This is a genomic window from Devosia rhodophyticola (genome assembly GCF_028816475.1).
Lineage (GTDB): Bacteria > Pseudomonadota > Alphaproteobacteria > Rhizobiales > Devosiaceae > Devosia > Devosia rhodophyticola.
On sequence record NZ_CP118247.1, the window covers coordinates 2228916 to 2249616 of the forward strand.

The 20701-nt window shown below is 57.7% G+C and carries 21 protein-coding genes and 1 pseudogene; 13 read left to right on the forward strand and 9 right to left on the reverse strand.

Annotated features, from left to right (window positions below):
• Positions 1–5: 5 nt before the first annotated feature.
• Positions 6–398 carry a COG4315 family predicted lipoprotein gene (locus PSQ90_RS10950; protein WP_282210348.1) on the reverse strand — a complete coding sequence of 131 codons (393 nt, stop codon included), beginning with the start codon at positions 396–398 and terminating at the stop codon, positions 6–8.
• A 251-nt stretch (positions 399–649) separates the two neighbouring features.
• Here PSQ90_RS10950 and PSQ90_RS10955 point away from each other — a divergent pair, with 251 nt between their 5' ends.
• Positions 650–1750 (forward strand): TRAP transporter substrate-binding protein, encoded by a 1101-nt coding sequence (locus PSQ90_RS10955; RefSeq protein ID WP_282210349.1) that lies wholly within the window; start codon positions 650–652, stop codon positions 1748–1750.
• 75 nt (positions 1751–1825) lie between these two features.
• Here PSQ90_RS10955 and PSQ90_RS10960 read toward each other — a convergent pair.
• A pseudogene (locus PSQ90_RS10960) lies at positions 1826–3215 on the reverse strand (TRAP transporter large permease).
• Positions 3215–3883: a TRAP transporter small permease subunit gene (locus PSQ90_RS10965; protein WP_282210350.1), complete on the reverse strand. Its 669-nt coding sequence runs from the start codon at positions 3881–3883 to the stop codon at positions 3215–3217. Before PSQ90_RS10965 ends, PSQ90_RS10960 begins: the two are co-directional and overlap by 1 nt.
• 119 nt (positions 3884–4002) lie before the next feature.
• Here PSQ90_RS10965 and PSQ90_RS10970 point away from each other — a divergent pair, with 119 nt between their 5' ends.
• Both PSQ90_RS10970 and PSQ90_RS10975 read left to right on the forward strand, forming a co-directional pair.
• Entirely contained in the window at positions 4003–4977 is a 975-nt protein-coding gene (locus tag PSQ90_RS10970; protein ID WP_282210351.1) for a carbohydrate kinase family protein, read from the forward strand.
• Positions 4978–5043: 66 nt separating this feature from the next.
• Entirely contained in the window at positions 5044–5922 is an 879-nt protein-coding gene (locus tag PSQ90_RS10975; protein WP_282210352.1) for a c-type cytochrome, read from the forward strand.
• Here PSQ90_RS10975 and PSQ90_RS10980 read toward each other — a convergent pair whose 3' ends face one another.
• Positions 5923–7509, reverse strand: coding sequence for an L-aspartate oxidase (locus tag PSQ90_RS10980; RefSeq protein ID WP_282210353.1), 1587 nt, complete (start codon positions 7507–7509; stop codon positions 5923–5925).
• 20 nt (positions 7510–7529) lie between these two features.
• Positions 7530–8843 carry a chloride channel protein gene (locus PSQ90_RS10985; RefSeq protein ID WP_282210354.1) on the reverse strand — a complete coding sequence of 438 codons (1314 nt, stop codon included), beginning with the start codon at positions 8841–8843 and terminating at the stop codon, positions 7530–7532.
• A gap of 197 nt (positions 8844–9040) precedes the next feature.
• Between PSQ90_RS10985 and PSQ90_RS10990 the strand changes: the two genes are divergently transcribed.
• Entirely contained in the window at positions 9041–9496 is a 456-nt protein-coding gene (locus PSQ90_RS10990) for a hypothetical protein (RefSeq protein WP_282210355.1), read from the forward strand.
• On the opposite strand, the gene nadA is transcribed toward PSQ90_RS10990, so the two are convergent.
• Positions 9493–10560, reverse strand: a complete 1068-nt coding sequence (gene nadA / locus PSQ90_RS10995) for a quinolinate synthase NadA (protein ID WP_282210356.1) — start codon at positions 10558–10560, stop codon at positions 9493–9495. The genes PSQ90_RS10990 and nadA overlap by 4 nt on opposite strands.
• A gap of 136 nt (positions 10561–10696) precedes the next feature.
• Between nadA and eda the strand changes: the two genes are divergently transcribed.
• The 8 genes from eda (at position 10697) to PSQ90_RS11035 (ending at position 16690) form a co-directional block, all read left to right on the forward strand.
• Positions 10697–11332, forward strand: a complete 636-nt coding sequence (gene eda, locus PSQ90_RS11000; protein ID WP_282210357.1) for a bifunctional 4-hydroxy-2-oxoglutarate aldolase/2-dehydro-3-deoxy-phosphogluconate aldolase — start codon at positions 10697–10699, stop codon at positions 11330–11332.
• A 1-nt stretch (position 11333) separates the two neighbouring features.
• Positions 11334–11705, forward strand: a complete 372-nt coding sequence (locus tag PSQ90_RS11005; protein WP_282210358.1) for a winged helix-turn-helix domain-containing protein — start codon at positions 11334–11336, stop codon at positions 11703–11705.
• A 63-nt stretch (positions 11706–11768) separates the two neighbouring features.
• Positions 11769–12515: a molybdate ABC transporter substrate-binding protein gene (modA, locus tag PSQ90_RS11010; protein ID WP_282210359.1), complete on the forward strand. Its 747-nt coding sequence runs from the start codon at positions 11769–11771 to the stop codon at positions 12513–12515.
• A gap of 36 nt (positions 12516–12551) precedes the next feature.
• Entirely contained in the window at positions 12552–13208 is a 657-nt protein-coding gene (gene modB, locus PSQ90_RS11015) for a molybdate ABC transporter permease subunit (protein WP_282213039.1), read from the forward strand.
• An 81-nt stretch (positions 13209–13289) separates the two neighbouring features.
• A complete protein-coding gene (locus tag PSQ90_RS11020; protein ID WP_282213040.1) occupies positions 13290–14255 on the forward strand; it encodes an SPFH domain-containing protein in 966 nt (321 codons plus the stop codon).
• Positions 14256–14265: 10 nt separating this feature from the next.
• Positions 14266–14715: an NfeD family protein gene (locus PSQ90_RS11025; RefSeq protein WP_282210360.1), complete on the forward strand. Its 450-nt coding sequence runs from the start codon at positions 14266–14268 to the stop codon at positions 14713–14715.
• Between the two features lie 180 nt (positions 14716–14895).
• Positions 14896–16164, forward strand: coding sequence for a DUF5777 family beta-barrel protein (locus PSQ90_RS11030; RefSeq protein WP_282210361.1), 1269 nt, complete (start codon positions 14896–14898; stop codon positions 16162–16164).
• Positions 16165–16219: 55 nt separating this feature from the next.
• Positions 16220–16690, forward strand: coding sequence for a methyltransferase family protein (locus PSQ90_RS11035; RefSeq protein ID WP_282210362.1), 471 nt, complete (start codon positions 16220–16222; stop codon positions 16688–16690).
• Positions 16691–16719: 29 nt separating this feature from the next.
• Here the strand turns inward: PSQ90_RS11035 and galU are convergent, their stop codons facing one another.
• Positions 16720–17619, reverse strand: coding sequence for a UTP--glucose-1-phosphate uridylyltransferase GalU (galU, locus tag PSQ90_RS11040; protein WP_407648112.1), 900 nt, complete (start codon positions 17617–17619; stop codon positions 16720–16722).
• An 81-nt stretch (positions 17620–17700) separates the two neighbouring features.
• Between galU and galE the strand changes: the two genes are divergently transcribed.
• Entirely contained in the window at positions 17701–18687 is a 987-nt protein-coding gene (gene galE, locus PSQ90_RS11045) for a UDP-glucose 4-epimerase GalE (RefSeq protein WP_282210364.1), read from the forward strand.
• A gap of 12 nt (positions 18688–18699) precedes the next feature.
• On the opposite strand, the gene PSQ90_RS11050 is transcribed toward galE, so the two are convergent.
• A complete protein-coding gene (locus tag PSQ90_RS11050) occupies positions 18700–19767 on the reverse strand; it encodes a quaternary amine ABC transporter ATP-binding protein (RefSeq protein ID WP_282210365.1) in 1068 nt (355 codons plus the stop codon).
• Positions 19764–20636 (reverse strand): ABC transporter permease, encoded by an 873-nt coding sequence (locus tag PSQ90_RS11055; protein WP_282210366.1) that lies wholly within the window; start codon positions 20634–20636, stop codon positions 19764–19766. The genes PSQ90_RS11050 and PSQ90_RS11055 overlap by 4 nt, the downstream gene beginning before the upstream one ends.
• Positions 20637–20701 lie beyond the last annotated feature (65 nt).

Below are 20701 nucleotides of genomic sequence, written 5' to 3' on the forward strand. Positions count from 1 at the left end.
CGGTTCTATTCGATTGCAAGATGCCAGACACCGCCGACGCCGTCGCCGGAAATATCACCAGCGGCAACATCGTCCTTCCAGTAATAGAGCGGCCAACCCTTATAGGCCCACATTGCGTTGCCATCGGTACGCTCAACAATGGAGAAGTCGCCATCGGCCGTCGCGCTGGCGTCAGCCATCAAAGGCGGCCAGTTGACGGCGCAATTATCGTAGCAATTGGTGACGCCGGGTCCGTCCTTGTCAAAAATGTACAAGGTCATGCCATTGGCATCGGTCAGGACCATCTGGCCGCCGATATCGACAGATTTGACGGCGCCGCCAAGATAGTCCTCAGCAAGTGCGGGGGTAGCGAACAGGGCAAGACTGGCTGCTGTCAGCAGCATGGACTTTATCAGCATGGGTTATCCCTCCGGTTTGGAGACGGGTTTTCCGGCTCTCACAAGGGTCAACACCGGGGGGACGATTTTAATCCTGTCGGACAAAAATAATTATCATGAAACAAAATTCACTTGCCTCGACAGCAACATGGCTGGACATATTGACGCCTTACTGGTTGTCTGGCGGCCAGCGAAATGTGCCATAGGCCGATTTGGGCCCCCGGCGCTTTCGACGCTGCAGGCAACAGTCCTGCAATTTTCGGGAGGTATTTATGAAGAGACGTGAATTTTTTAAATCCGCATCGGTTGCCACTATTGGTGCAGCCGCAGCGACAACGCTTGCCGCACCGGCAATTGCGCAGGGCAATATTAACTGGCGCATGGTCACGACATGGCCCAAGAATTTTCCGGGTCTGGGCGTTGGTGCGCAACGGCTTGCCGATCGGATCACCAAGGCCTCGGGTGGTCGGTTGACCATCGAAGTGTTTGCCGCCAACGAGATGGTGCCGCCCTTGCAGGCACTGGACGCGGTGATCGACGGTTCGGCTGAAATGAGCCACGGCGCAGCCTATTACTGGCAGAACAAGAGCCAGGGCCTGAGTTTTTTCACTGGTGTGCCTTATGGCATGACCAGCCGCGAACTGGCGGCATGGGTGCGGTATCTGGGCGGCCAGGAAATCTGGGATGAAATCTACGATCAGTTCGGCGTTCAGGGCTTCCTGTCCGGCGATACCGGTACGCAGGCTGGTGGCTGGTTCAGAAATGAGCTGACCGGTATCAAGGACATTGAAGGGCTGCGCTTCCGCACGCCGGGCCTGGGCGGTCAGGTGTGGAGCAAGCTTGGTGCCACTGTGACCAATATGGCAGCGGGCGATATCTTTGCAGCGTTGCAGTCGGGTACACTTGATGCGGCTGAATTTGTCGGCCCCTATAATGATCTGGCGCTGGGCTTTTATCAGGTTGCCAAGAACTATTATTTCCCAAGCTTTGTTGAGCCTGGGTTGGCGACTGAGCTTGCAGTCAACAAATCCAAGTTGCTGGAATTGCCCGAAGACTTGCAGGAGTTGGTCAAGGTCTGCGCGCAGGCATCCTATGACGATGTGTCCTCGGACATGTACGCCAATGACCCTCGCGCGCTTCAGGCCCTTGTGAGTGAGCATGATGTCATGGTCAGGCGCTTCCCGGACGAAATTCTGGAAGCGGGCGCCAAGGCCGCGATGGAGTTGATCGGGGAAATTCGCGACAGCGGTGATGCGCTGACCAAGAAGACCGCCGAAAGCTTCGTGACGAATCTCAATCTGTTGCGTACACGCACAGAGGGCACGGACATGCCGTTCCTTGCGGCACGCGAGAAGTATATTTCCTACAAATAATATTTCCGCGAAACGATCACGAAAGCCCGGGCCATGTGCCCGGGCTTTTTGCTGCAAGTAACAATGTCATCGACGCTATTTGTAGAGCAGATGGGGCAGCCAGGTGATGAGTTGGGGGAAGATGAACAGGATCGCCAAACCTGTCATTTGCAGGAGCACGAAAGGAATGACGCCCTTATAGATGGTGCCCGTACCAATACTGGGGGGGCCACGCCACGCAGATAAAACAGCGCAAAGCCAAAGGGTGGCGTCAGGAAACTGGTCTGCAGGTTTACCCCAACCATGACGCCGAGCCAGATAGGGTCGATACCCAATGTCAAAAGCACCGGGGCGGTGATGGGGATCACGATAAAGATGATCTCGAAGGTGTCGAGAATGAATCCCAGCAAGAACATGATAAACATGACGATTATGGTGGCACCGATGGCACCGCCCGGCATGGATGACAGGAAGGCGTGGACCAGATTGTCACCGCCCATCATGCGGAACACCACCGAAAACACAGCTGCGCCAAACAGGATGATAAAGACCATCGAGGTGATGGTTGCGGTGGAAACGACGGCCTGTCGCATGATGGAAAAGCTGAGTCGACGTCGTGCGGCAGCCAGCACCATGGCGCCAACCGACCCTACCGATGCGGCTTCGGTAGGGGTAGCGACGCCGCCCAATATCGAGCCGAGCACCGCAACGATCAGCAGGAGCGGGGGCACCAGTGCGACCATGACTTCACGTAGCAAATCCTTTTTTCGTCCTCGGGAACCGGGGTCGCCGGGCAAGACTTTGGATCAGTGATGGCTTTGAAGATGACCCAGCTGGCGTAAAGGCCAACCAGCAGGACGCCGGGCAGAATAGCCCCGGCAAATAGTGCGCCGACGGAGACGGGTTCGGGAGCGAAATTGCCCTTCTCCATCTGTACCTGGGCATTGATTCCCGAGAGCATGTCGCCCATGAAAATGAGGACGGTCGAAGGCGGTATGATCTGGCCGAGCGTGCCCGAGGCGCAGATGACACCAGAAGCAAGTTTCGGATCGTATCCGGCGCGCAGCATGGCGGGCAACGAGATAAGGCCCATAGTGACCACCGTGGCGCCGACAACACCGGTGGAGGCCGCGAGCAAGGCGCCGACGATGATGACGGAAAGGCCCAGGCCGCCGCGCAAATTGCCGAAAAGCTTGCCCATGGTGAGCAACAATTGCTCGGCAATACCGGATCGTTCCAGCATGACCCCCATGAAGACAAAGAGCGGCACGGCGACCAGTACCTCATTGCTCATCAGTCCGATATAGCGTCCAACCAGGGAGCCGAAATTGGACGGGTCATAAACGCCAAGCATCCAGCCAAACAAGGCAAAAATCAGGGCAGTACCCGCCAGTGAAAAGGCGACGGGGAAGCCAAGAAGAAGAACTCCGATGACGCCGACGAACATCAAACCGGAGAGAATTTCGCCAATGAGCACGGGATCCATTAAACAGTTTCCTCGGCGACTTCGGTTTGATAGCGCAGGTTGGCGGGCAGGAGATCACCGCGATTGGCCAGAACCAGAATTGAGCGGCAGGCCATGGCGATGCCCTGCAGCCCAACCAGCACCGCAAAAACAATGATAAAGCTCTTGAGGACAAATAGTCCCGGCATGCCGCCGATATTGCCCGAGCCTTCCCAATAGCTCCAGGAACGCGCTACGGCGGGCCAGGCATAGGCCAGCACCACATAGATATAGGGCAGCAGGAAAAAGGCGACGCCGAACAGATCGGCTTTGGCCTTGGTCCGCACCGAGGCGGGACGATAGAATATGTCGACGCGCACATGATCGTCTCGCATGAGCGCAAAACCTGCGACCCCAGTAAACATGGCGCCAGCGAGCCAAACATAAAGGTCTTGCAACCACAGAAAACTGATGTGGAAGAAGTATCGTTGCACCACGACGGTGAAGCAGACCAATACAGTTGCCAATGCCAACCAGGACAATATTTGGCCGACAATCCAGTTGACGGCGCTGATGCCCTTTACGAGCATGGCGAGAGTTTGCACGAATATCCTCCCTGCTGGCAGTTGGTCGCCAAAGCATTTGTTGGTTTTGGTGGTGACGTAAAAAAGTACCGATTTCAAGCCAAAAGCGGTTTTTGCTACGCTCATTGGCATTTGGTGAGGCATTGGTGTCGTCTTGTGCCGACATCAGCGCCGGGAACTGGTGACAATCGGGCCAAAGATGATAATTGGCGGTAGAAATTTATTTTTTGGGTTGAGGAGTGGGCATGTTTGTTGTGGGCGGCGAAAGCCTGATTGATCTAGTTTCGGCACCACGGGGGGCAGATGGCAGCATACACATGCAGGCACATCAGGGCGGTTCGCCCTATAATTGCGCCATCGCGCTATCGCGGCTGGGCAATGATACCGGCTATTTGTGCCCGATCAGCAAGGACGGCTTTGGCAGTTATCTGCTGGAGCCGCTGGAAGCAGCGGGCGTGCGTCAGTTGCTCCGGGGTCGGGTGAATGTGCCGACAACGCTGGCGGTCGTGACGCTCGATGCACAGGGCAAGGCGCAGTATGAATTTTACCGGGGGGCGGACCGGGCGATTGAGAGCGGGTTGCTCACGGCGGCGCTGCCGGATGATCTTGAACTCTATCAGATTGGCGGATTTTGCCCGATCCTGCCAGATGACGCGGAAAAATGGCTTGTTGCGGTCGAGGCGGCCATTGCAAGGGGCGCCACAATTTCGATTGATCCGAATGTGCGACCATCACTGGTTGAGGATTTTGACGGTTACAAGGAACGGTTGGGGCGGTTTCTCGATCTGGCGCATGTTATCAAGGTTTCCGAGGAAGATCTGCAAGCGCTCGATCCGTCACAATCAATCGAAGCGCATGCGCAGGACTTGTTGGCGCGACCGAACTGCGAATTAGTGGTGGTAACGCTGGGTGAGCATGGATCGCGGGCGTTTACCTCTAATGGGTGGGCCACAGCGGGTGTGTACACGCCACCGCAATTTGGTGACACCGTCGGGGCAGGCGATAGTTTGATGGCCGGCGTATTGACCCAGTTGGGTGCGCTCAAGGCGCTCAAACCGGGGGCATTGAAGCAATTGGATGATGCAGCCCTCATGACGGTATTGCGATTTGGCGCGGTGGTTGCGGGTCTTAACTGCGGCCAAAAGGGCTGTAACCCGCCAACACGAGCCCAGGTCGAGGCTTTGTTGGGTGGCGCCGAGGGCCAGATCAGCGACACCTAATGATTTGGTTAGTTGTGTCCAAGGGCGATGGTTGGTTTTATGGTGCAAACAATTTAGGGATTGGGCATGGCGAGGCGATGGATTGGCGCGGCAGCGATTGCTGCTCTAATGGGCGTTGGCGTCGGCCTTTATATGTTCAAGGCCGTGGCCGGTCCGCCGCGTGATCTGACTCTGGTCGGTGATGTGGCGCGGGGCGAGTATCTGATCAGGCTGGGCGGGTGCGTTGCCTGCCACACCGACGCCAGCACTGGGCGGGCTCCCTTGTCGGGCGGCGCGCCGCTCCAATCCGACTTTGGCAGTTTTGTGCCACCCAATATCACCTCGGACAAGTCCGCTGGCATTGGCGGTTGGTCGCTGGCGATGTTTTCGGACGCGATGAGCAATGGCATGGGGCCGCAGGGGCATCTCTATCCCGCTTTTCCCTATGAGAGCTATACGCTGATGAGCGATCAGCAGATTGCTGATCTTTATGCTGCGCTGATGGTCAGTGAATCGGTGCCGACGCCAGCGGCGGCAAGTGAGGTCAATTTTCCGTTCAATATCCGCCTGTTGATGGCGGGTTGGCAAAACATGTTCTTTGAGCCAAAACGGTTTGAACCTGACCCGGAGCGGTCGGACGAGTACAATAGGGGCAAGTTTCTGGCCTTTGGTCCGGCGCACTGCGTTGCCTGTCACACGCCGCGCAACGTTCTGGGGGCGCTGGACTGGGGCAAGGCGTTTGCCGGTAGCCCGGGTGGCACTGGTGGCAAGGCACCAGCGCTGACGCGGGCGGCGCTGATCGAGGACGGTTATGATGCGGCAACGCTGGTACAGACACTCAAGGACGGGTTTACGCCGGGGTTTGATGTGCTGGGTGGGCCGATGGGCGAAGTGATCGCCGAGGGCACATCGAAGTGGCGCGACGAAGATTTGCAGGCGGTCGCCAACTACCTGTTGGCGCAATGATCAGGCTTCTGCGCGGATAGCCAAAGCCTCTTCTAACGTCATAGTGGTATGATGGAGCCATTCGGGATTGGTAACGGGGAAATCAGTGCGGAAATGGCCCCCCCGGCTTTCGGTGCGCTTGAGCGCGGCGGCGGTTACCAGCGTCGCTGAAGTGGTCATATTGAGATAGGCACGGGTGACCTGCTGGGCGTTGGCTTCGAGATCGGCAATATTGCGCAAGGCCTGACGCAGGCCTTCGGCGTCGCGTTCAACACCGACCAGATCTGTCATGGTGGCGCGCAGATCCTTGACGGCTTTGAGATTGCGCAGAACGAATTCGGCCTGTTCGCCCGCAGCATCATCCCACCCAAGGCCCTTGAACGGCGCCAAGGCTCGAACGGGTTCCAGTCCGCCGATATCTTCGGCAATGCGCGCACCATAAACGGTTGCTTCGAGCAGGGAGTTTGAGGCCAGACGGTTGGCGCCATGCAGGCCAGTGCAGGAGGCTTCGCCACAGACCCAAAGACCGGGCAGGCTTGAGCGCCCGCGCTCATCGACCTTGACGCCGCCCATATGGAAATGGGCGGCGGGCGTGACGGGTATCATGCCATTGACCGGATCGATCCCGGCGTCTCGGCAATAGGCGGCAACTGTTGGAAAGCGGGTCAGAATGTCGGCACCGAGCACTTTGCGGGTGTCGAGAAACACTTGATGACGGGCCTGGATCTGCCGGAAATTTGCCCGGGCCACGATATCGCGCGGCGCCAGTTCGGCATCGGGATGAATGGCGGTCATAAAGCGGTCGCCCATTTCATTGACCAGAATGGCGCCTTCACCGCGCAGCGCTTCGGTGGCAAGTGGGGCTGGATCGGCGCCGGTAGCAATCGCGGTGGGGTGGAACTGGACGAATTCGGCGTCGGCAATCAGTGCACCGGCGCGAGCCGCCATGCCCATGGCATGACCGCGTACGCCGGGTGGATTTGTGGTAACGGCGTAAAGACCACCCAGTCCACCAGCGGCTAGAATTGTAGCGCGGGCGCGAATGAATACCGGTTCGGTATAGCGGTCACCCAGCTTGCGGCAGATGACGCCGACAATGCGGCCGTCTTCGCGGGCGAGATCAACTGCGGTAATGCCTTCGACAACGCGGATCGAAGGAGTTCGGCGCACCTCGGCAATGATGGCCTGCATGATGGCCCAACCGGCGCGGTCGCCCTCGACCTTGACGATGCGGTTGGCCGAGTGGGCCGCTTCTTTTCCAAGGGCGTAATTGCCAAAATCATCGCGATCAAAAGGGGTGCCCCAATGGGCCAGATCCTCGATGCGGGCGGCTGCTTCGGCAGTGACGGATTCGGCGATGCCATGGTCGACAATGCCAGCACCGGCCATTTCAGTATCTACCGCGTGGGCATGGGAGCTGTCACCATGACCGACAGCGGCAGCAACACCACCTTGGGCCCAGGCCGACGATGCGCCAGTGCCCAAGGGTTTGGGCGACAGAACCGTAACGGGCCGCGGCGCCAGTTTGAGGGCGCAGAACAGACCGGCAAGACCCGCACCGACGATCAGGGCGCCATCGGCATCAAGGGTGTTGTCGAAAATGGTCATGTATGCTCCTTCGCCCCGGTTTACCGGGGTCGTTCAACCAGTGCCTTGCCCTTGGTGAATTTGGTTGCGAGCACATGATAGACGCCTTCAGGGCAAATCAGCTTGGAAACGGCTGATGCAATCAGAGCGCTTACCATGAGCGGAAAAATCAGGGCGTGGTCGCCAGTCATTTCCGATACGATAACAAACGACGTCAACGGGGCCTGCACGACGCCCGAAAGATAAGCGGCCATGCACAGAATGACCAGTGCGGAAATCGGAATATCGGGCAGGATCGGTGCCAAATTTTGTGCGATTCCGGCGCCAACTGCCAGCGAGGGCGAGAAAATGCCACCGGGGATGCCGCTAATCGCGGTCAGCCAGGTGGTGACCAATTTGAGAATACCGAACAGGGGATGGATGGCTTCGCCAGCGAGGATGGCTTTTGACTGTTCATACCCCGTGCCGAATATCGTGCCACCAGCAGCAAGCCCGCAAAGCGCAATCAAGAGGCCGCAAAGGGCGGCAAACCAAACCGGCCAACGCTTCATCCAGACACCGGGACGACCGGGTAATCCCATTGAGAAGACGATGACCAGGCGACTGAATAGGCCTCCAAGCAGGCCACCGGCAACGCCTGCCGCCAGCACGGCCAGCCATTGCCATCCCCAAACCAGTCCCTGAGATGAAACGCCGAAATAGGTGTAATTGCCGAGCGCGGCCAGCGAGGTCAGGCCGGCAATGATGACTGTCACGATGACCAAAATGCTGGAGCGGCTTTCAAATGAGCGGCTCATTTCCTCAATGCCGAACATGATGCCGGCCAATGGGGCATTAAAGGCGGCGGCAACACCGGCCGATGCGCCCGCGAGCAGCAGTCCAGGCTGGCGATGCGGCGCGAAACGGCCAAGCGCGAACATAAGGGCTGCGCCGACTTGTACGGTTGGTCCCTCGCGACCCGCCGACGCGCCAACACCGAGGCCGAGTACCATCAGCACAATTTTGCCGAACGCCATGCGCAATGTCACAAGGCGACCTCGTTCGTCCTGATCGGCAAGTTTGCGGGCAGCCATGACTTGGGGAATGCCGCTGCCCTCGGCGCCGTCGAAGTAGGTGCGGGTGACCCAGGCGATCATGGCAAAGCCGAGGGGTGTAACCAGGAGAGGTAAATAGGGGTAACGGGTTTCAAAGCTGAAAAAGATGACCTGCGCCCAATCCGCAAGCATGGCCATCAGAACGGCGCCCAGACCGATCATGATGCCGCCAAACACAAATAGGGTTCGGCGTTGCAAACGGGGCAACATGACGCGACGCGTCCTCAAATAGAACGCTCGGCGGAAAGTTCTCTTGGTCATTGGTGGGCAGTCCGGGTGGTCAGCGAGGCCTTGCTAGCAAGTTGAGGGGGCAGATGCCACCCTTGGCCTTGATTTTTGCACCGTGCAGGGGCGCCATGCGCTGACCGGGGGCAAGTCGCCACCATGTATTTTTCGTCGACCCAACCAAAATAGGTAGTATTATGGTTGGGATGATTACGTGCTACGGGGCGACGGGTTTGGACGCTGATGATGATGAAGAGACCTGGGGTGCGCAGGAGGCGGGTGCCTGGTTTGAACAGGCACCTGAGTTGGGAACGCATCTGGCAATCTATCAGCAGGTTCTGGTTGCCTATGGTTTTAGATGTGCGCTGACGGGGGCGGCGTTCGAGCCGATCTCACAGGGCGTGCATGGGGACCTGGCAGTGGTTGCCATTCGGCCGCGTGAATTGGGCGGTCCCTTGCATGTGAGCAATTTTCTCAGCCTTTCCAATGCTGCGGCTAGCGCTTTTGCGCGGGGGCACTGGCTGATTGGTGACGATTATTCAGTGGTTACCGACCGAGATGTGATGGCGCCCGCGTTCGCCGAAAAACTGGATGCAGATGGAAAGCTGTTCCTGCCCAAGGATCGGCTTTATCATCCGGATCGGGTGCAATTGGCTTGGCATCGCACCCGAATATTGGGTCGGCCCTAGTTGCCTTTTCGGCTCATTTCTATCATGCGTTCCACCGCGCGGCGCGCGTCGGGAATGATCGCGGGATCGACAATGACTTCCTCGGTATTGGTGTGGAGCGACCACAGGATATTCTCAAGATTGATACGCTTCATATGCGGGCAGATATTGCAGCCGCGCAGGAAATCGACGCCGGTTGTTTCAGAGGCGACATTGTCGGACATAGAGCATTCGGTGACCATGACAACGCGGGGCGGCCTTTCGGTCTTGACCCAATTGATCATGGCGGCGGTGGAGCCGGAAAAATCGACAACGTCGATGACCTCTGGCGGGCATTCGGGGTGGGCGATAATTTTTGCCGTGGGATAGGCGTGGCGCAGTTCGGAAATATCATCTGCGGTAAAGGTTTCGTGGACCTCGCAGGCCCCGGCCCAAGTAATGATTTTCTTGTCAGTTTTCTTGGCAGTGTTCTGAGCCAGAAACTGGTCGGGTATCATGATGACGGTATCGCCTTCGACGGCGTTGACGATGTCGAGCGCGTTCGAGGAAGTGCAGCACACATCGGTCACGGCTTTTACGGCAGCGGAGGTGTTGACGTAGGTGACGACAGGGACGCCGGGATACATTTCACGCATTGCGGTGACGTCGGCGGCGGTGATTGAGGACGCCAGTGAGCAACCGGCACGGCTATCGGGTATCAATACCGTCTTGTCGGGATTAAGCAGTTTGCTGGTTTCCGCCATGAAATGCACGCCACACTGGACGATCACCGACTGCTTGACCTTGGTGGCTTCGACTGCCAGCTGCAAACTATCGCCAACAATGTCGGCAACGCCGTGGTAGATTTGCGGCGTCTGGTAATTGTGCGCCAGAATCACCGCGTCCTTTTCCTTCTTGAGCGCATTGATCTGGAAAATCAGCGGCGCATAAAATGGCCACTCGATTTCAGGTATCTTGTCCTTGACGCGCTCAAACACTTTTTCAGTGGAGCGCTCGACCGCCTTGGAAAAGGTCAGGTCGTAATTCTGGGCAAGAATGGCGCGGGCATCCTGCAGGGGAGTGAGCGCGTTAATGGTCTGAACCATGGGCGTAGCCTCTCGTGAGCCATTAAGGCAGGGCGGAACCTAGGGATTTTTTTGTCGGATTTCAATGAACTGCATTGCAGGAATATTTCCAAGCCACTAACCGTTTACTATCGCCCACGCCACAAAGTGAGATTTCATGCCCCAAGACGCAGCCGCCATTCGCTCCATTCTGACCATGGCTCCGGTCGTTCCTGTTATCATTCTGGACGATGTGTCCAAGGCGCAGCCTTTGGCCGAAGCATTGGTGGCGGGTGGGTTGCCCATTCTGGAAGTGACGTTGCGCACACCAAATGCGCTCAGGGTGATGACCGAGATGGCCAAAGTGTCAGGTGCCATTGTTGGTTCGGGCACGGTTCGTAATGCCCAGCACATGCAGCAGTCGGTTGATGCCGGGTGCCGGTTCATGGTGTCGCCCGGCGCATCGCCTCGCCTGCTGGATGCAGCCGACGATGTCGCCATTCCTCTGTTGCCGGGCATTGGGACACCGACTGAAGCGATGGCAGCGGCGGAACGAGGCTATTCGTTTCTCAAATTCTTTCCGGCTGAGGCACTGGGTGGTGCGCCGGTGCTCAAGGCCTTTGCCTCGCCATTGCCTGACATTACCTTTTGCCCGACGGGTGGCATCAACCCTGAGAAGGCCAAGGTTTACCTCAGTTTGCCCAATGTGATTTGCGTTGGCGGCTCCTGGATTATGCCGGCAGATGCGATCGAGGCAGGGGATTATGCGCGCATCGAGCAATTGGCGCGCGAGGCTGCGGCGCTGCGCGGCTAGAATGGCGACAGTGCCCGAGGACGGGCTAACGCACTTGCGGGTAACGCTGAGCGAAACGGCCTATATCGGGCCGGGTCGAGCCGACCTTTTGGAGCAGATCGCCAAGAGCGGCTCGATTTCGGCCGCCGGCAAGACGATGGGTATGAGCTACAAGCGGGCATGGGGGCTGGTGCAGGCGCTTAATGCCGGTTTCGGGCAGGATCTGGTGCTGACCAGTCGCGGCGGCAGTGCGCAGGGCGGGGCCCAGCTCAGTGCGTTTGGCGAGGCGGTCCTGAACCACTACCGGGCGATGCAGGACAAGACCCGATTGGCGATTGCCGACGATGTTGCGGCTCTAAGGTTGGCTATTTCCGATATGTCTGGTCGGAAATAACGTTTGCTGATCCGTCAGCGACTTGCGATAAGGATATGTTTGTAAAAACATATCGGGTATTCGATGAAAGTGATGTTGGCGCTGGTGTCGGGACTGGTGTTTTGGGGGCTGGCGGGGGCTGCCAGTGCCGGGACAGTCACTGTTGCTGTTGCTGCAAATTTTACCGCGACAGCAGAACGGCTGGCGACAGCGTTTGCGGCGCGAACGGGGGATCGGTTGGTCCTGAGTTTTGGGTCAACCGGTGGGCTTTACGCCCAGATCAGTCAGGGCGCACCATTTGAGGTTTTTCTGGCGGCCGACGATGTGCTACCCGCCAAAGCGATTGCTGAAGGTTTGGCAGTGGGGGACGCTTTTACCTATGCGGTGGGCGCATTGGCTCTTTACAGCAAAACGCTGGATCTTAGCGCAGGCGCGGGCCTGCTCGATGCAAATTTTGAGCGGTTGGCAATTGCTGATCCGGCGACGGCGCCTTATGGGCGGGCGGCGGTGGAAACGCTTATGGCGCTAAGAAAATATGAGGCGATGGTGCCAAAATTGGTGACGGGAGAAAACATCAGCCAAACGCTGCAATTTGTTGAAAGCGGCAATGCCGAACTGGGTTTTGTGGCGATGAGTCAAATGGGGGCGCAGAAAAATTTCTGGCGCGTGCCCGCGGCATTACATCAGCCAATCAGGCAGGATGCGGTGTTGCTGGAGCGGGGTGAGAATGATCCCTTCGCTCGGGCATTCATGGATTTTTTGCGTGGGAGCGAAGCGCGGGCAATCATCGGTGCTGATGGCTATGGTCTGCCAGATCCGGTGGAGCGATAGGCTGTGGGCGAGTTTGAGGCGATCTGGCCGCCGGTCATGCTGACGCTGGCGTTGGCGGGTCTGACAACGATCATCTTGCTGATGGTGGGGACGCCGGTTGCCTGGTGGTTGGCGCGCAGCAATTGGCGCGGCAAGGAAGCGATTGCCGCCGTCGTGGCGCTGCCACTGGTGCTGCCGCCAACTGTTTTGGGATTCTACCTCCTAATAACACTGGGCCCATTTGGTCCGGGTGGCTGGCTTGCCGGTTTGTGGGGTGGGCGGACGCTGGCGTTTTCGTTTCCGGGCCTTGTTATGGGATCAGTGGTCTATTCCCTGCCGTTCATGGTGCAACCACTGCGCAACGGGTTTGCCGCGATTGCGCCTGAACTGGTTGAAGCGGCGACGACGCTTGGCGCGTCGCGATGGCAGATTTTTTGGGCACTGGCCGTACCAATGGCCCGGCCAGCCTATATCGCCGGGGTGGTATTGAGCTTTGCTCACACGGTGGGAGAGTTTGGATTGGTGTTGATGATTGGCGGCAATATTCCGGGACAAACCAAGGTTTTGTCGGTGGCCATTTATGATTCGGTCGAGCGGTTGGAGTGGGGGCGGGCGCACCTGCTGTCGCTGGGGCTGGTGGGGTTCGCCTTCGTCGTTATTCTGGTGGCGATGCTAGCGGATCGCCGTACTGCCCACGGAATGCCCGCTGGGTGATTGCGTCGGCGGCCCTGCGTCAATATTGTCTGCCAAAGCGTTCGCGGGAGAATCAGCATGGGACTACTGAGTGAATTGGGGCTGGATGGCTCAGGTGTGGCGCTGTTGGCGATTGGCGTATTGGCCATTCTGGTGCTGTTTTCGGGCGCCAAACAGGTGGCACAGGGTTATAATTATACGGTGGAGCGGTTCGGCAAATATACGCGTACGCTCAAGCCTGGTTTGAACCTGATCGTGCCGTTCATAGATACTGTCGGCAAGAAAATAAACGTCATGGAGCAGGTGCTCGACGTGCCGCATCAAGAGGTTATTACCAAGGATAATGCCTCGATCACTGCCAATGGCGTAACGTTTTACCAGATTCTGGACGCGGCAGCGGCGGCCTATGAAGTCTCGGACCTACAGAACGCTATCCTAAATTTGACGATGACCAATATTCGTACGGTGATGGGGTCGATGGATCTGGATGAGTTGTTGTCCAATCGCGATGAAATCAACAAGCGGCTGCTTCACGTTGTCGATGCGGCTGTGTCGCCGTGGGGCGTAAAAATCACCCGCATTGAAATCAAGGACATTGATCCGCCCAAGGATCTGGTTGATTCAATGGGCCGGCAGATGAAGGCCGAACGTGAAAAGCGCGCGGCGATTCTGGAAGCGGAAGGGCGCCGCCAGAGCGCGATTTTGCAGGCGGAAGGCGCCAAGCAGGCGCAGGTGCTGGAGGCGGAAGGGCGCAAGGAAGCCGCGTTCCGCGATGCTGAGGCTCGGGAACGTTCTGCGGAAGCTGAAGCCAAGGCCACGTCGGCAGTGTCAGACGCCATTGCCAGTGGCAGCGTGCAGGCAATCAATTATTTTGTCGCCAATAACTACATCAAGGCCCTCGAAGGCATTGCAACCTCACCAAACCAGAAAATCCTGATGCTGCCGCTTGAGGCGGCGAGCGTCATTGGTTCAATCGGCGGTATTGCTGAAATCGCCCGCGAGACATTCGGCGGTGGAGCACCAAGTGCGCCGCGTCCAACCGGGCGTCCGCCCACCACCGGCCAATAGGCGGGCAGACATGGGCATTGTGGATTTCATTGGTCAATATGGTGCCTGGTCGTGGATCGTTGCGGGGCTCGTACTGTTCGGGCTCGAATTGCTGGTGCCGGGCGGCTTCTTGCTGTGGTTGGGCATCGCGGGGATCGCGACAGGGTTGATCGTAATGGTCCAGCCCATTGCCTGGCCCTGGCAGTGGCTAATTTTCGGCGTCCTGAGCCTTGTCAGCATTGCGCTTTGGGTGCGCTTTAACCGCAATCGTCACCAGAATAGTGACCGTCCCTATCTTAACCGACGTGCCGACCGGTTTGTGGGGCACGAGAGCGTGCTCGAAGAGCCGGTGGTGGACGGTTACGGGCGATTATCGTTGGGTGACACTGTGTGGCGCGTTTCGGGGCCGAACCTGCCTGCGGGCACGCGGGTGCGCGTTGTGGGCAGCGAGGGGGCAGTGCTTAAAGTCGAGCGGATCTGAAGCGGGCGCTCCAAAAAACAGCCAAAACGGTTCATTTCGGTACGCGCTGGCAAGGTTTCATTAACCACAATCTGGCATCGTGGCCTTGATAAGGGACCGGCTGCGGCCTGTCCCATGACCACTTAGTGTCGCTCCTGATCGGTCGGCACGGCGCGCATTGGGCGGCCCATGGAGCAGACAGTGTCCCGGCGGCTAATTTTTTCTGGCAGGGCAGTTCTGCTTCCAGCCTCTATTCTGGTGTTGGCCGGTGCGGGAACGGCATGGGCTGATCCAGTTGCCGCAGAAGCACGCTTGCCGGCCAACCAATATCCGCTTGCCCCAGATCCATTGCCGAAAAGGGCACAGCTGCGGGAGCCCTTTACGCCATTTTTTGTGACCGATTGGACCCTGTCGCTTCGCGGCACTTATCGACGCGACGGGAATGGTGAGCGCTATGAGGCAATTCTTGCTCCTGAAGTTTCGCTCAAGCACCAGGGCAACCGGGCCAATCTCAATATTGATGCCAGTGGCGAGGTGCGGCAGCCAATCAAAGACCAGATCAGTGTGAGTGGGCTACGCCTGGGAATTGACGGCGACTATCAGCTTGATCAGGACACCAGCCTGACCGGAGCATTGGGCTTGACGATCGATCAACCCGAGGCGGGCGATCCGGGCCAGCCCAGCAGCGTGGCAAGTGCACCAACCAGTATTTCAGGCAGCGGCAGTCTCGGGGTCAGTCGGCAGTTGAGTCGGTTCAATGTCGGGATAACCGGCGCGATCAACCGTACAATTTATGGCCAGAGCACGCTGACGACGGGCGCGGTGGTCGATAATGGCGATCAGAATATCTGGGGCGTGGACGGCGAATTGCGCGTTGGCTATCGTGTAACGCCAATCATCGAGGTTTTTGCGCAGGCAGGCGTGGGCCGCGACATGTTCGATCACGCTTCCCCGACTCTCCTGGTCAAGACTGATGCCACATCCGTAAGCCTTGAAGCAGGAATCAAGGGGCAGTGGGGCAGTGTTCTGGAGGCGGAGGCAACGGCAGGCGTCGGGCTTCGCCGGTTCGACGAAGCTAGTCTCGGTGAAGTGCGCAGCACGCTTTATGACGCGAGCGTCAGCTATTTGCCCAATTCAACGCTCAGGCTGACCGGTGGCTTTACCACCACCGTGGAACCGCCGGGCCCCGATTCAAGCGGCACCACAAGAACCGAATATGCGGCGCGCGGCACGATCGACTATACGATCAACTCGTGGCTGGCCGTGAATGGTCTGGCTAATTGGCGCACGGCGAGCTTTTCGGGCACGGCCAATACCGAGCGTGGCTTTGGACTTGGGGCAGGGGCGCAATATAAGGTCAACAGGCAAACCTCGGTTACAGCGGACTATGCTTATGATCACAGTGAAAGCACCGCCGATGGCACCGAAGACAGCCATACGGTTAGCGTTGGTGTAACGCTCAAACGCTAGTATTATCCCCGATCTGCATGCTAATCTGATGACCGGTAACAGGGTGGGTTCTGCAATGAGTGGATCGACCGATAGTTCTGGCGCAGTGGTTCAGCCGCCAATCGGGTGGGGCGCCACCGTCCTTGTCGGATTGGCTTTGGGTTGGCTATATCCACTACCTTTCATGCCAGTTTCCCTGCCAAATGTCTGGATCGGGATCGCGGTTTTTGCCGTCAGTTTTGCGTTGGCGATATGGGCCATTACCACAATCCGCAAGGCGGGTAGCCGGATCGAGGTCAACAAGCCGACGACAACGATTGTAACAAGCGGTCCGTTTGGCTTCACCCGCAACCCGGTTTATGTCGGTATGCTGCTCGGCCAGGCCGCTTTTGCCATTGGGTTCAACGATCTTTGGCTGCTCGCCATGATGGTGCCGCTGTATTTCCTGCTGCGCTATGGCGTTATCGCGCGGGAAGAATCCTATCTGGAGCGGAAATTCGGCCAGACTTATCTTGATTACAAATCGACCGTTCGCCGCTGGATATGATGTTGCCGGCTAATGCGGCAAACATCTCGCTATTGGCTGAGATTGACGTTGAGCTTTTTCAGTTCGGCCACAAAGCCTTCGCGAATATCGTCGCGATCCAGCGCGAAAGCGACGTTGGCCGTCAAAAAACCGATCTTGGAGCCGCAGTCGAAGGCGCGGCCCTGATATTTTACGCCGGTGAAACGTTGGGATTGCAGGAGCGTCTGCATGGCATCGGTGATCTGGATTTCGCCACCGGCGCCGCGCGATTGATTGGCGAGTAGATCAAAAATGCCTGGCTGCAATATATAGCGTCCCGAGATGATCAGATTGGAGGGGGCGTCGGCGGGTTTGGGTTTTTCGACCATTTCGGTGATTGCGAAGCCGGAATCGTCGCCGGCACCGCGCCCAATGACGCCGTAGGAGGAAATTTCGCTGTGTGGGACTTCCTCGACAGCAATGACATTGCCGCCCACCGTTTCGTATGCCTCGATCATCTGTTTGAGAACGCCCGGTCGGGCCTTGAATATCATATCGGGCAGCAACAGGGCGAAAGGCTGGTCGCCGACCAGTTCGCGGGCGCACCATACGGCGTGGCCGAGCCCCAATGGCTCTTGTTGGCGGGTAAAGCTGGTACGGCCGGCCGAGGGCAGGTCCTGGCGCAGTTCTTCAAGAGCTTTTGTCTTACCGCGCGTTTCAAGCGTCGTTTCAAGTTCGAACTGACGGTCGAAATGATCTTCGATGACGCCCTTGTTGCGACCGGTAACGAACACAAAATGCTCGATACCAGCTTCGCGCGCTTCATCCACGGCATATTGAATGAGCGGACGGTCGACCACGGTCAACATTTCCTTGGGCATGGCTTTGGTCGCGGGCAAGAAACGCGTACCAAGGCCTGCGACGGGAAACACGGCGGTTCTGACACGTTTTTGCAATCGACTGCTCCGCATTGAATGGACGTGTAAAGTTATCTCAATACCTAGAGATTAGCATGACGTCAAAATTGGTTATATGTGACAGGGGTTAATCGAATGGCGGTTCTGGTGACAGGCGGCGCGGGCTATATCGGTAGCCATATGGTGCTGCGCTTGGCCGATGCGGGCGAGGACGTTGTCGTTCTGGACAATCTGGTCACCGGGTATGATTGGGCGATTGATGGGCGCGCTCGGTTTGTCCAGGGTTCGGCAAACGATCAGAGCTTGGTGGGTGATCTGATTTCAACCCACAAGATCAATGAAATCGTGCATTTTGCCGGTTCGATTGTTGTGCCTGAATCGGTGGTCGATCCGCTTAAATATTACGGCAACAACACCGCGACCTCGCGGGACCTGATCGCTGCAGCGGTCAAGGGTGGGGTCAAGCATTTCATCTTCTCGTCGACCGCAGCGGTTTATGGGATGACCGGGCTGGCGCCCGTGGTGGAACAGACACCGCTCAGCCCAATGTCGCCTTATGGACGCTCGAAACTGATGACAGAATGGATGCTGGCCGATGTGGCAGCGGCTCACCCCATGACCTACGGGGTTTTGCGCTATTTCAATGTGGCGGGAGCTGATCCGCAAAAGCGCAGCGGTCAGTCAACGCCTTTGGCAACCCATCTGATCAAGGTTGCGGCGCAGACAGCATTGGGGCAGCGCCCGAAGATGGATATTTTCGGAACCGATTATGAAACCCCGGACGGCACCTGCGTCCGCGACTATATCCATGTGACCGATCTGATTGAGGCACATGCGTTGCTCCTCAAGCATTTGCGGGGCGGCGGGGATAGTTCAACACTCAATTGCGCCTATGGACAGGGCTATTCGGTGCGTCAGGTGATCGACACGGTCAAGGCGGTGTCGGGCGTTGACTTCCGGGTCGATGAGGGTCCTCGTCGCGCCGGCGATCCTGCCTCTATTACGGCAACCGGGGAAAAGGTGCGATCCGTGCTGGGGTGGGTTCCCCAGCACGATGATTTGACCGAGATCGTGACATCAGCCTACGAATGGGAGCGTCACCTTTTGACGCGCAATCGTTAGGCAAGAATAACCTCAGGGAACGCCCGGCGTGTGCCGGGCCAAGGCCTTGATGACCTGCTTGGCTGTGACGCGCCCGACCTGCCTGCCGTCGCGATCCATGACGCCCACCCATTGTTGCTCGGCAAATAGTGGCAGCACATCTTCGCAACGCGCGTCCATGTCAACGCTTTGCTCGCAAGGTTCGTGATCGCCCTTTTCCATGATGGAACGCACGTGGATGGCACGGGCCTTGTTGACCTGGGCAACAAACTCTTCGATGTGCTCGTTGGCGGGGCGAAGAACGATGTCTTCGGGTTTGCCTTCCTGAACCAACGCACCATCTTTGAGAACGGCAATCCGGTCACCGATCTTGAGGGCTTCGTCAAAATCGTGGGTGATGAAGAGGATGGTCTTGTGCAGAGTTTTTTGCAGGGTGATCAATTCGTCCTGCATGCCGGCACGGATCAGTGGATCAAGCGCGGAAAAAGCCTCGTCCATCAGGATGATATCGGTGTCGAGCGAGAGTGCCCGCGCGAGGCCGACACGCTGTTGCTGACCACCGGAAAGCTGACGAATGCGCGAGTTTTCGTAACCCTTGAGACCAACAGTCTCGATCCATTTTTCAGCTGTTTCGAGACGCTGCTTGCGCCCGACACCGCGTACCTCTAGTCCGTAGGCGACGTTGTCGATCACTGAACGGTGGGGCAAAAGGCCGAACTTTTGAAAGACCATGGCCACTTTGGTTCGTCGGAAGGCGCGAAGCTCTTCAAGACTCATCTTGAGCACATCGACGCCGTCGACGATGATCTCGCCCGCTGTGGGGTCGATCAGGCGATTGACGTGTCGGATCAGGGTAGACTTGCCTGAACCCGAAAGCCCCATGACCACAAATATCTGGCTGCGGGCTACATCGAGCGAGACATTGTTGAGCCCGATGACGTGGCCTGTTTCTGCCTGTACATCGGTCTTGGAACGTCCCGACTCGAGCAGGGCCAAGGCGCTTTGGGGATCGTTGCCAAATATTTTGGTTAGTCCCCGCATTTCAATGGCGTTGGCGGGAGCGCTATCTGCCATCGTGTTCTTGTCAGTTATTGCGTTCATGTGCGCGCCTCGGTAATGCCGATTTTTGCCTGCAGTTGTTTGCCGAAGGCTTGGGTGGTGCGATCAAAGACAATGGCCAACACCACGATGCCAAGGCCCGCAAACAGACCGCGGCTGACTTCGAGGCGCCCGATGCCCTGAAGGACCTGATAGCCAAGGCCACCGGCACCGATCATTGAAGCGATCACCACCATGGCCAACGCCATCATGATGGTCTGGTTGACGCCCGCCAGAATAGTAGGCAGGGCCAACGGTATTTGTACACCAAACAGACGTTGGCTTGGGTTGGTGCCAAAGGCGCGCGAGGCTTCCATAACGGCCGGATCGACGGAGCGAAGACCGAGATCGGTCAAGCGCACCAGGGGCGGTGCGGCGTAAACGATCGTGGCGATAAGCGCTGGAATCTTGCCGGGGCCAAAAATCATCACGGCAGGGATAAGATAGACGAAGCTGGGCAGCGTCTGCATCAGATCAAGGAGCGGAGTCAGTATCTGGCGCACGCGTGTGGAGCGCGACATGAAAACGCCGACCGGGATTGCAATGACGATCGTGGTCAATGTGGCTGCGATCATGAGCGCCATTGTGATCATGGAATCTTCCCAAAGATCCATCAATCCAAGAAAGAACATGGCTCCTGCCACAAGAAGCGGGAACTTCCAGCTCCGCGTGGCTTGCCATGCAATGGCACACAAAATGGCAATAATGAGCCACCAGGGGGTGGCTAACAACAGGCCTTGTATGAGATTGAGAAGGACCAGTAGCGGGTGCGCGATGGCCTCAAACGTCTGGCTCCAATTGGTGACGACCCAGTTAAGGCCCTCATCAATGGACTTGCGCAACGGGCGCGTATCAATAATTTCTGGGAACATTTTTTGTCCTCGTGACGTACCAATTGCGGCCGGGTGAAAACCCGGCCGCTACGATTTTCTGCGAT

What these genes read in the sequence shown, in the direction of transcription:
- modA (WP_282210359.1), top strand. Translation starts at nt 11,769, where the DNA reads ATGAAAGTGATGTTGGCGCTGGTGTCGGGACTGGTGTTTTGGGGGCTG.
- PSQ90_RS10950 (WP_282210348.1), bottom strand. Translation starts at nt 398, where the DNA reads ATGCTGATAAAGTCCATGCTGCTGACAGCAGCCAGTCTTGCCCTGTTC.
- PSQ90_RS10970 (WP_282210351.1), top strand. Translation starts at nt 4,003, where the DNA reads ATGTTTGTTGTGGGCGGCGAAAGCCTGATTGATCTAGTTTCGGCACCA.
- PSQ90_RS10965 (WP_282210350.1), bottom strand. Translation starts at nt 3,883, where the DNA reads ATGAGCGTAGCAAAAACCGCTTTTGGCTTGAAATCGGTACTTTTTTAC.
- PSQ90_RS11050 (WP_282210365.1), bottom strand. Translation starts at nt 19,767, where the DNA reads ATGAACGCAATAACTGACAAGAACACGATGGCAGATAGCGCTCCCGCC.
- PSQ90_RS10975 (WP_282210352.1), top strand. Translation starts at nt 5,044, where the DNA reads ATGGCGAGGCGATGGATTGGCGCGGCAGCGATTGCTGCTCTAATGGGC.
- eda (WP_282210357.1), top strand. Translation starts at nt 10,697, where the DNA reads ATGCCCCAAGACGCAGCCGCCATTCGCTCCATTCTGACCATGGCTCCG.
- PSQ90_RS11025 (WP_282210360.1), top strand. Translation starts at nt 14,266, where the DNA reads ATGGGCATTGTGGATTTCATTGGTCAATATGGTGCCTGGTCGTGGATC.
- PSQ90_RS11055 (WP_282210366.1), bottom strand. Translation starts at nt 20,636, where the DNA reads ATGTTCCCAGAAATTATTGATACGCGCCCGTTGCGCAAGTCCATTGAT.
- nadA (WP_282210356.1), bottom strand. Translation starts at nt 10,560, where the DNA reads ATGGTTCAGACCATTAACGCGCTCACTCCCCTGCAGGATGCCCGCGCC.
- PSQ90_RS10985 (WP_282210354.1), bottom strand. Translation starts at nt 8,843, where the DNA reads ATGACCAAGAGAACTTTCCGCCGAGCGTTCTATTTGAGGACGCGTCGC.
- modB (WP_282213039.1), top strand. Translation starts at nt 12,552, where the DNA reads ATGCTGACGCTGGCGTTGGCGGGTCTGACAACGATCATCTTGCTGATG.
- PSQ90_RS11005 (WP_282210358.1), top strand. Translation starts at nt 11,334, where the DNA reads ATGGCGACAGTGCCCGAGGACGGGCTAACGCACTTGCGGGTAACGCTG.
- PSQ90_RS10955 (WP_282210349.1), top strand. Translation starts at nt 650, where the DNA reads ATGAAGAGACGTGAATTTTTTAAATCCGCATCGGTTGCCACTATTGGT.
- galE (WP_282210364.1), top strand. Translation starts at nt 17,701, where the DNA reads ATGGCGGTTCTGGTGACAGGCGGCGCGGGCTATATCGGTAGCCATATG.
- galU (WP_407648112.1), bottom strand. Translation starts at nt 17,619, where the DNA reads ATGCGGAGCAGTCGATTGCAAAAACGTGTCAGAACCGCCGTGTTTCCC.
- PSQ90_RS11035 (WP_282210362.1), top strand. Translation starts at nt 16,220, where the DNA reads ATGAGTGGATCGACCGATAGTTCTGGCGCAGTGGTTCAGCCGCCAATC.
- PSQ90_RS10980 (WP_282210353.1), bottom strand. Translation starts at nt 7,509, where the DNA reads ATGACCATTTTCGACAACACCCTTGATGCCGATGGCGCCCTGATCGTC.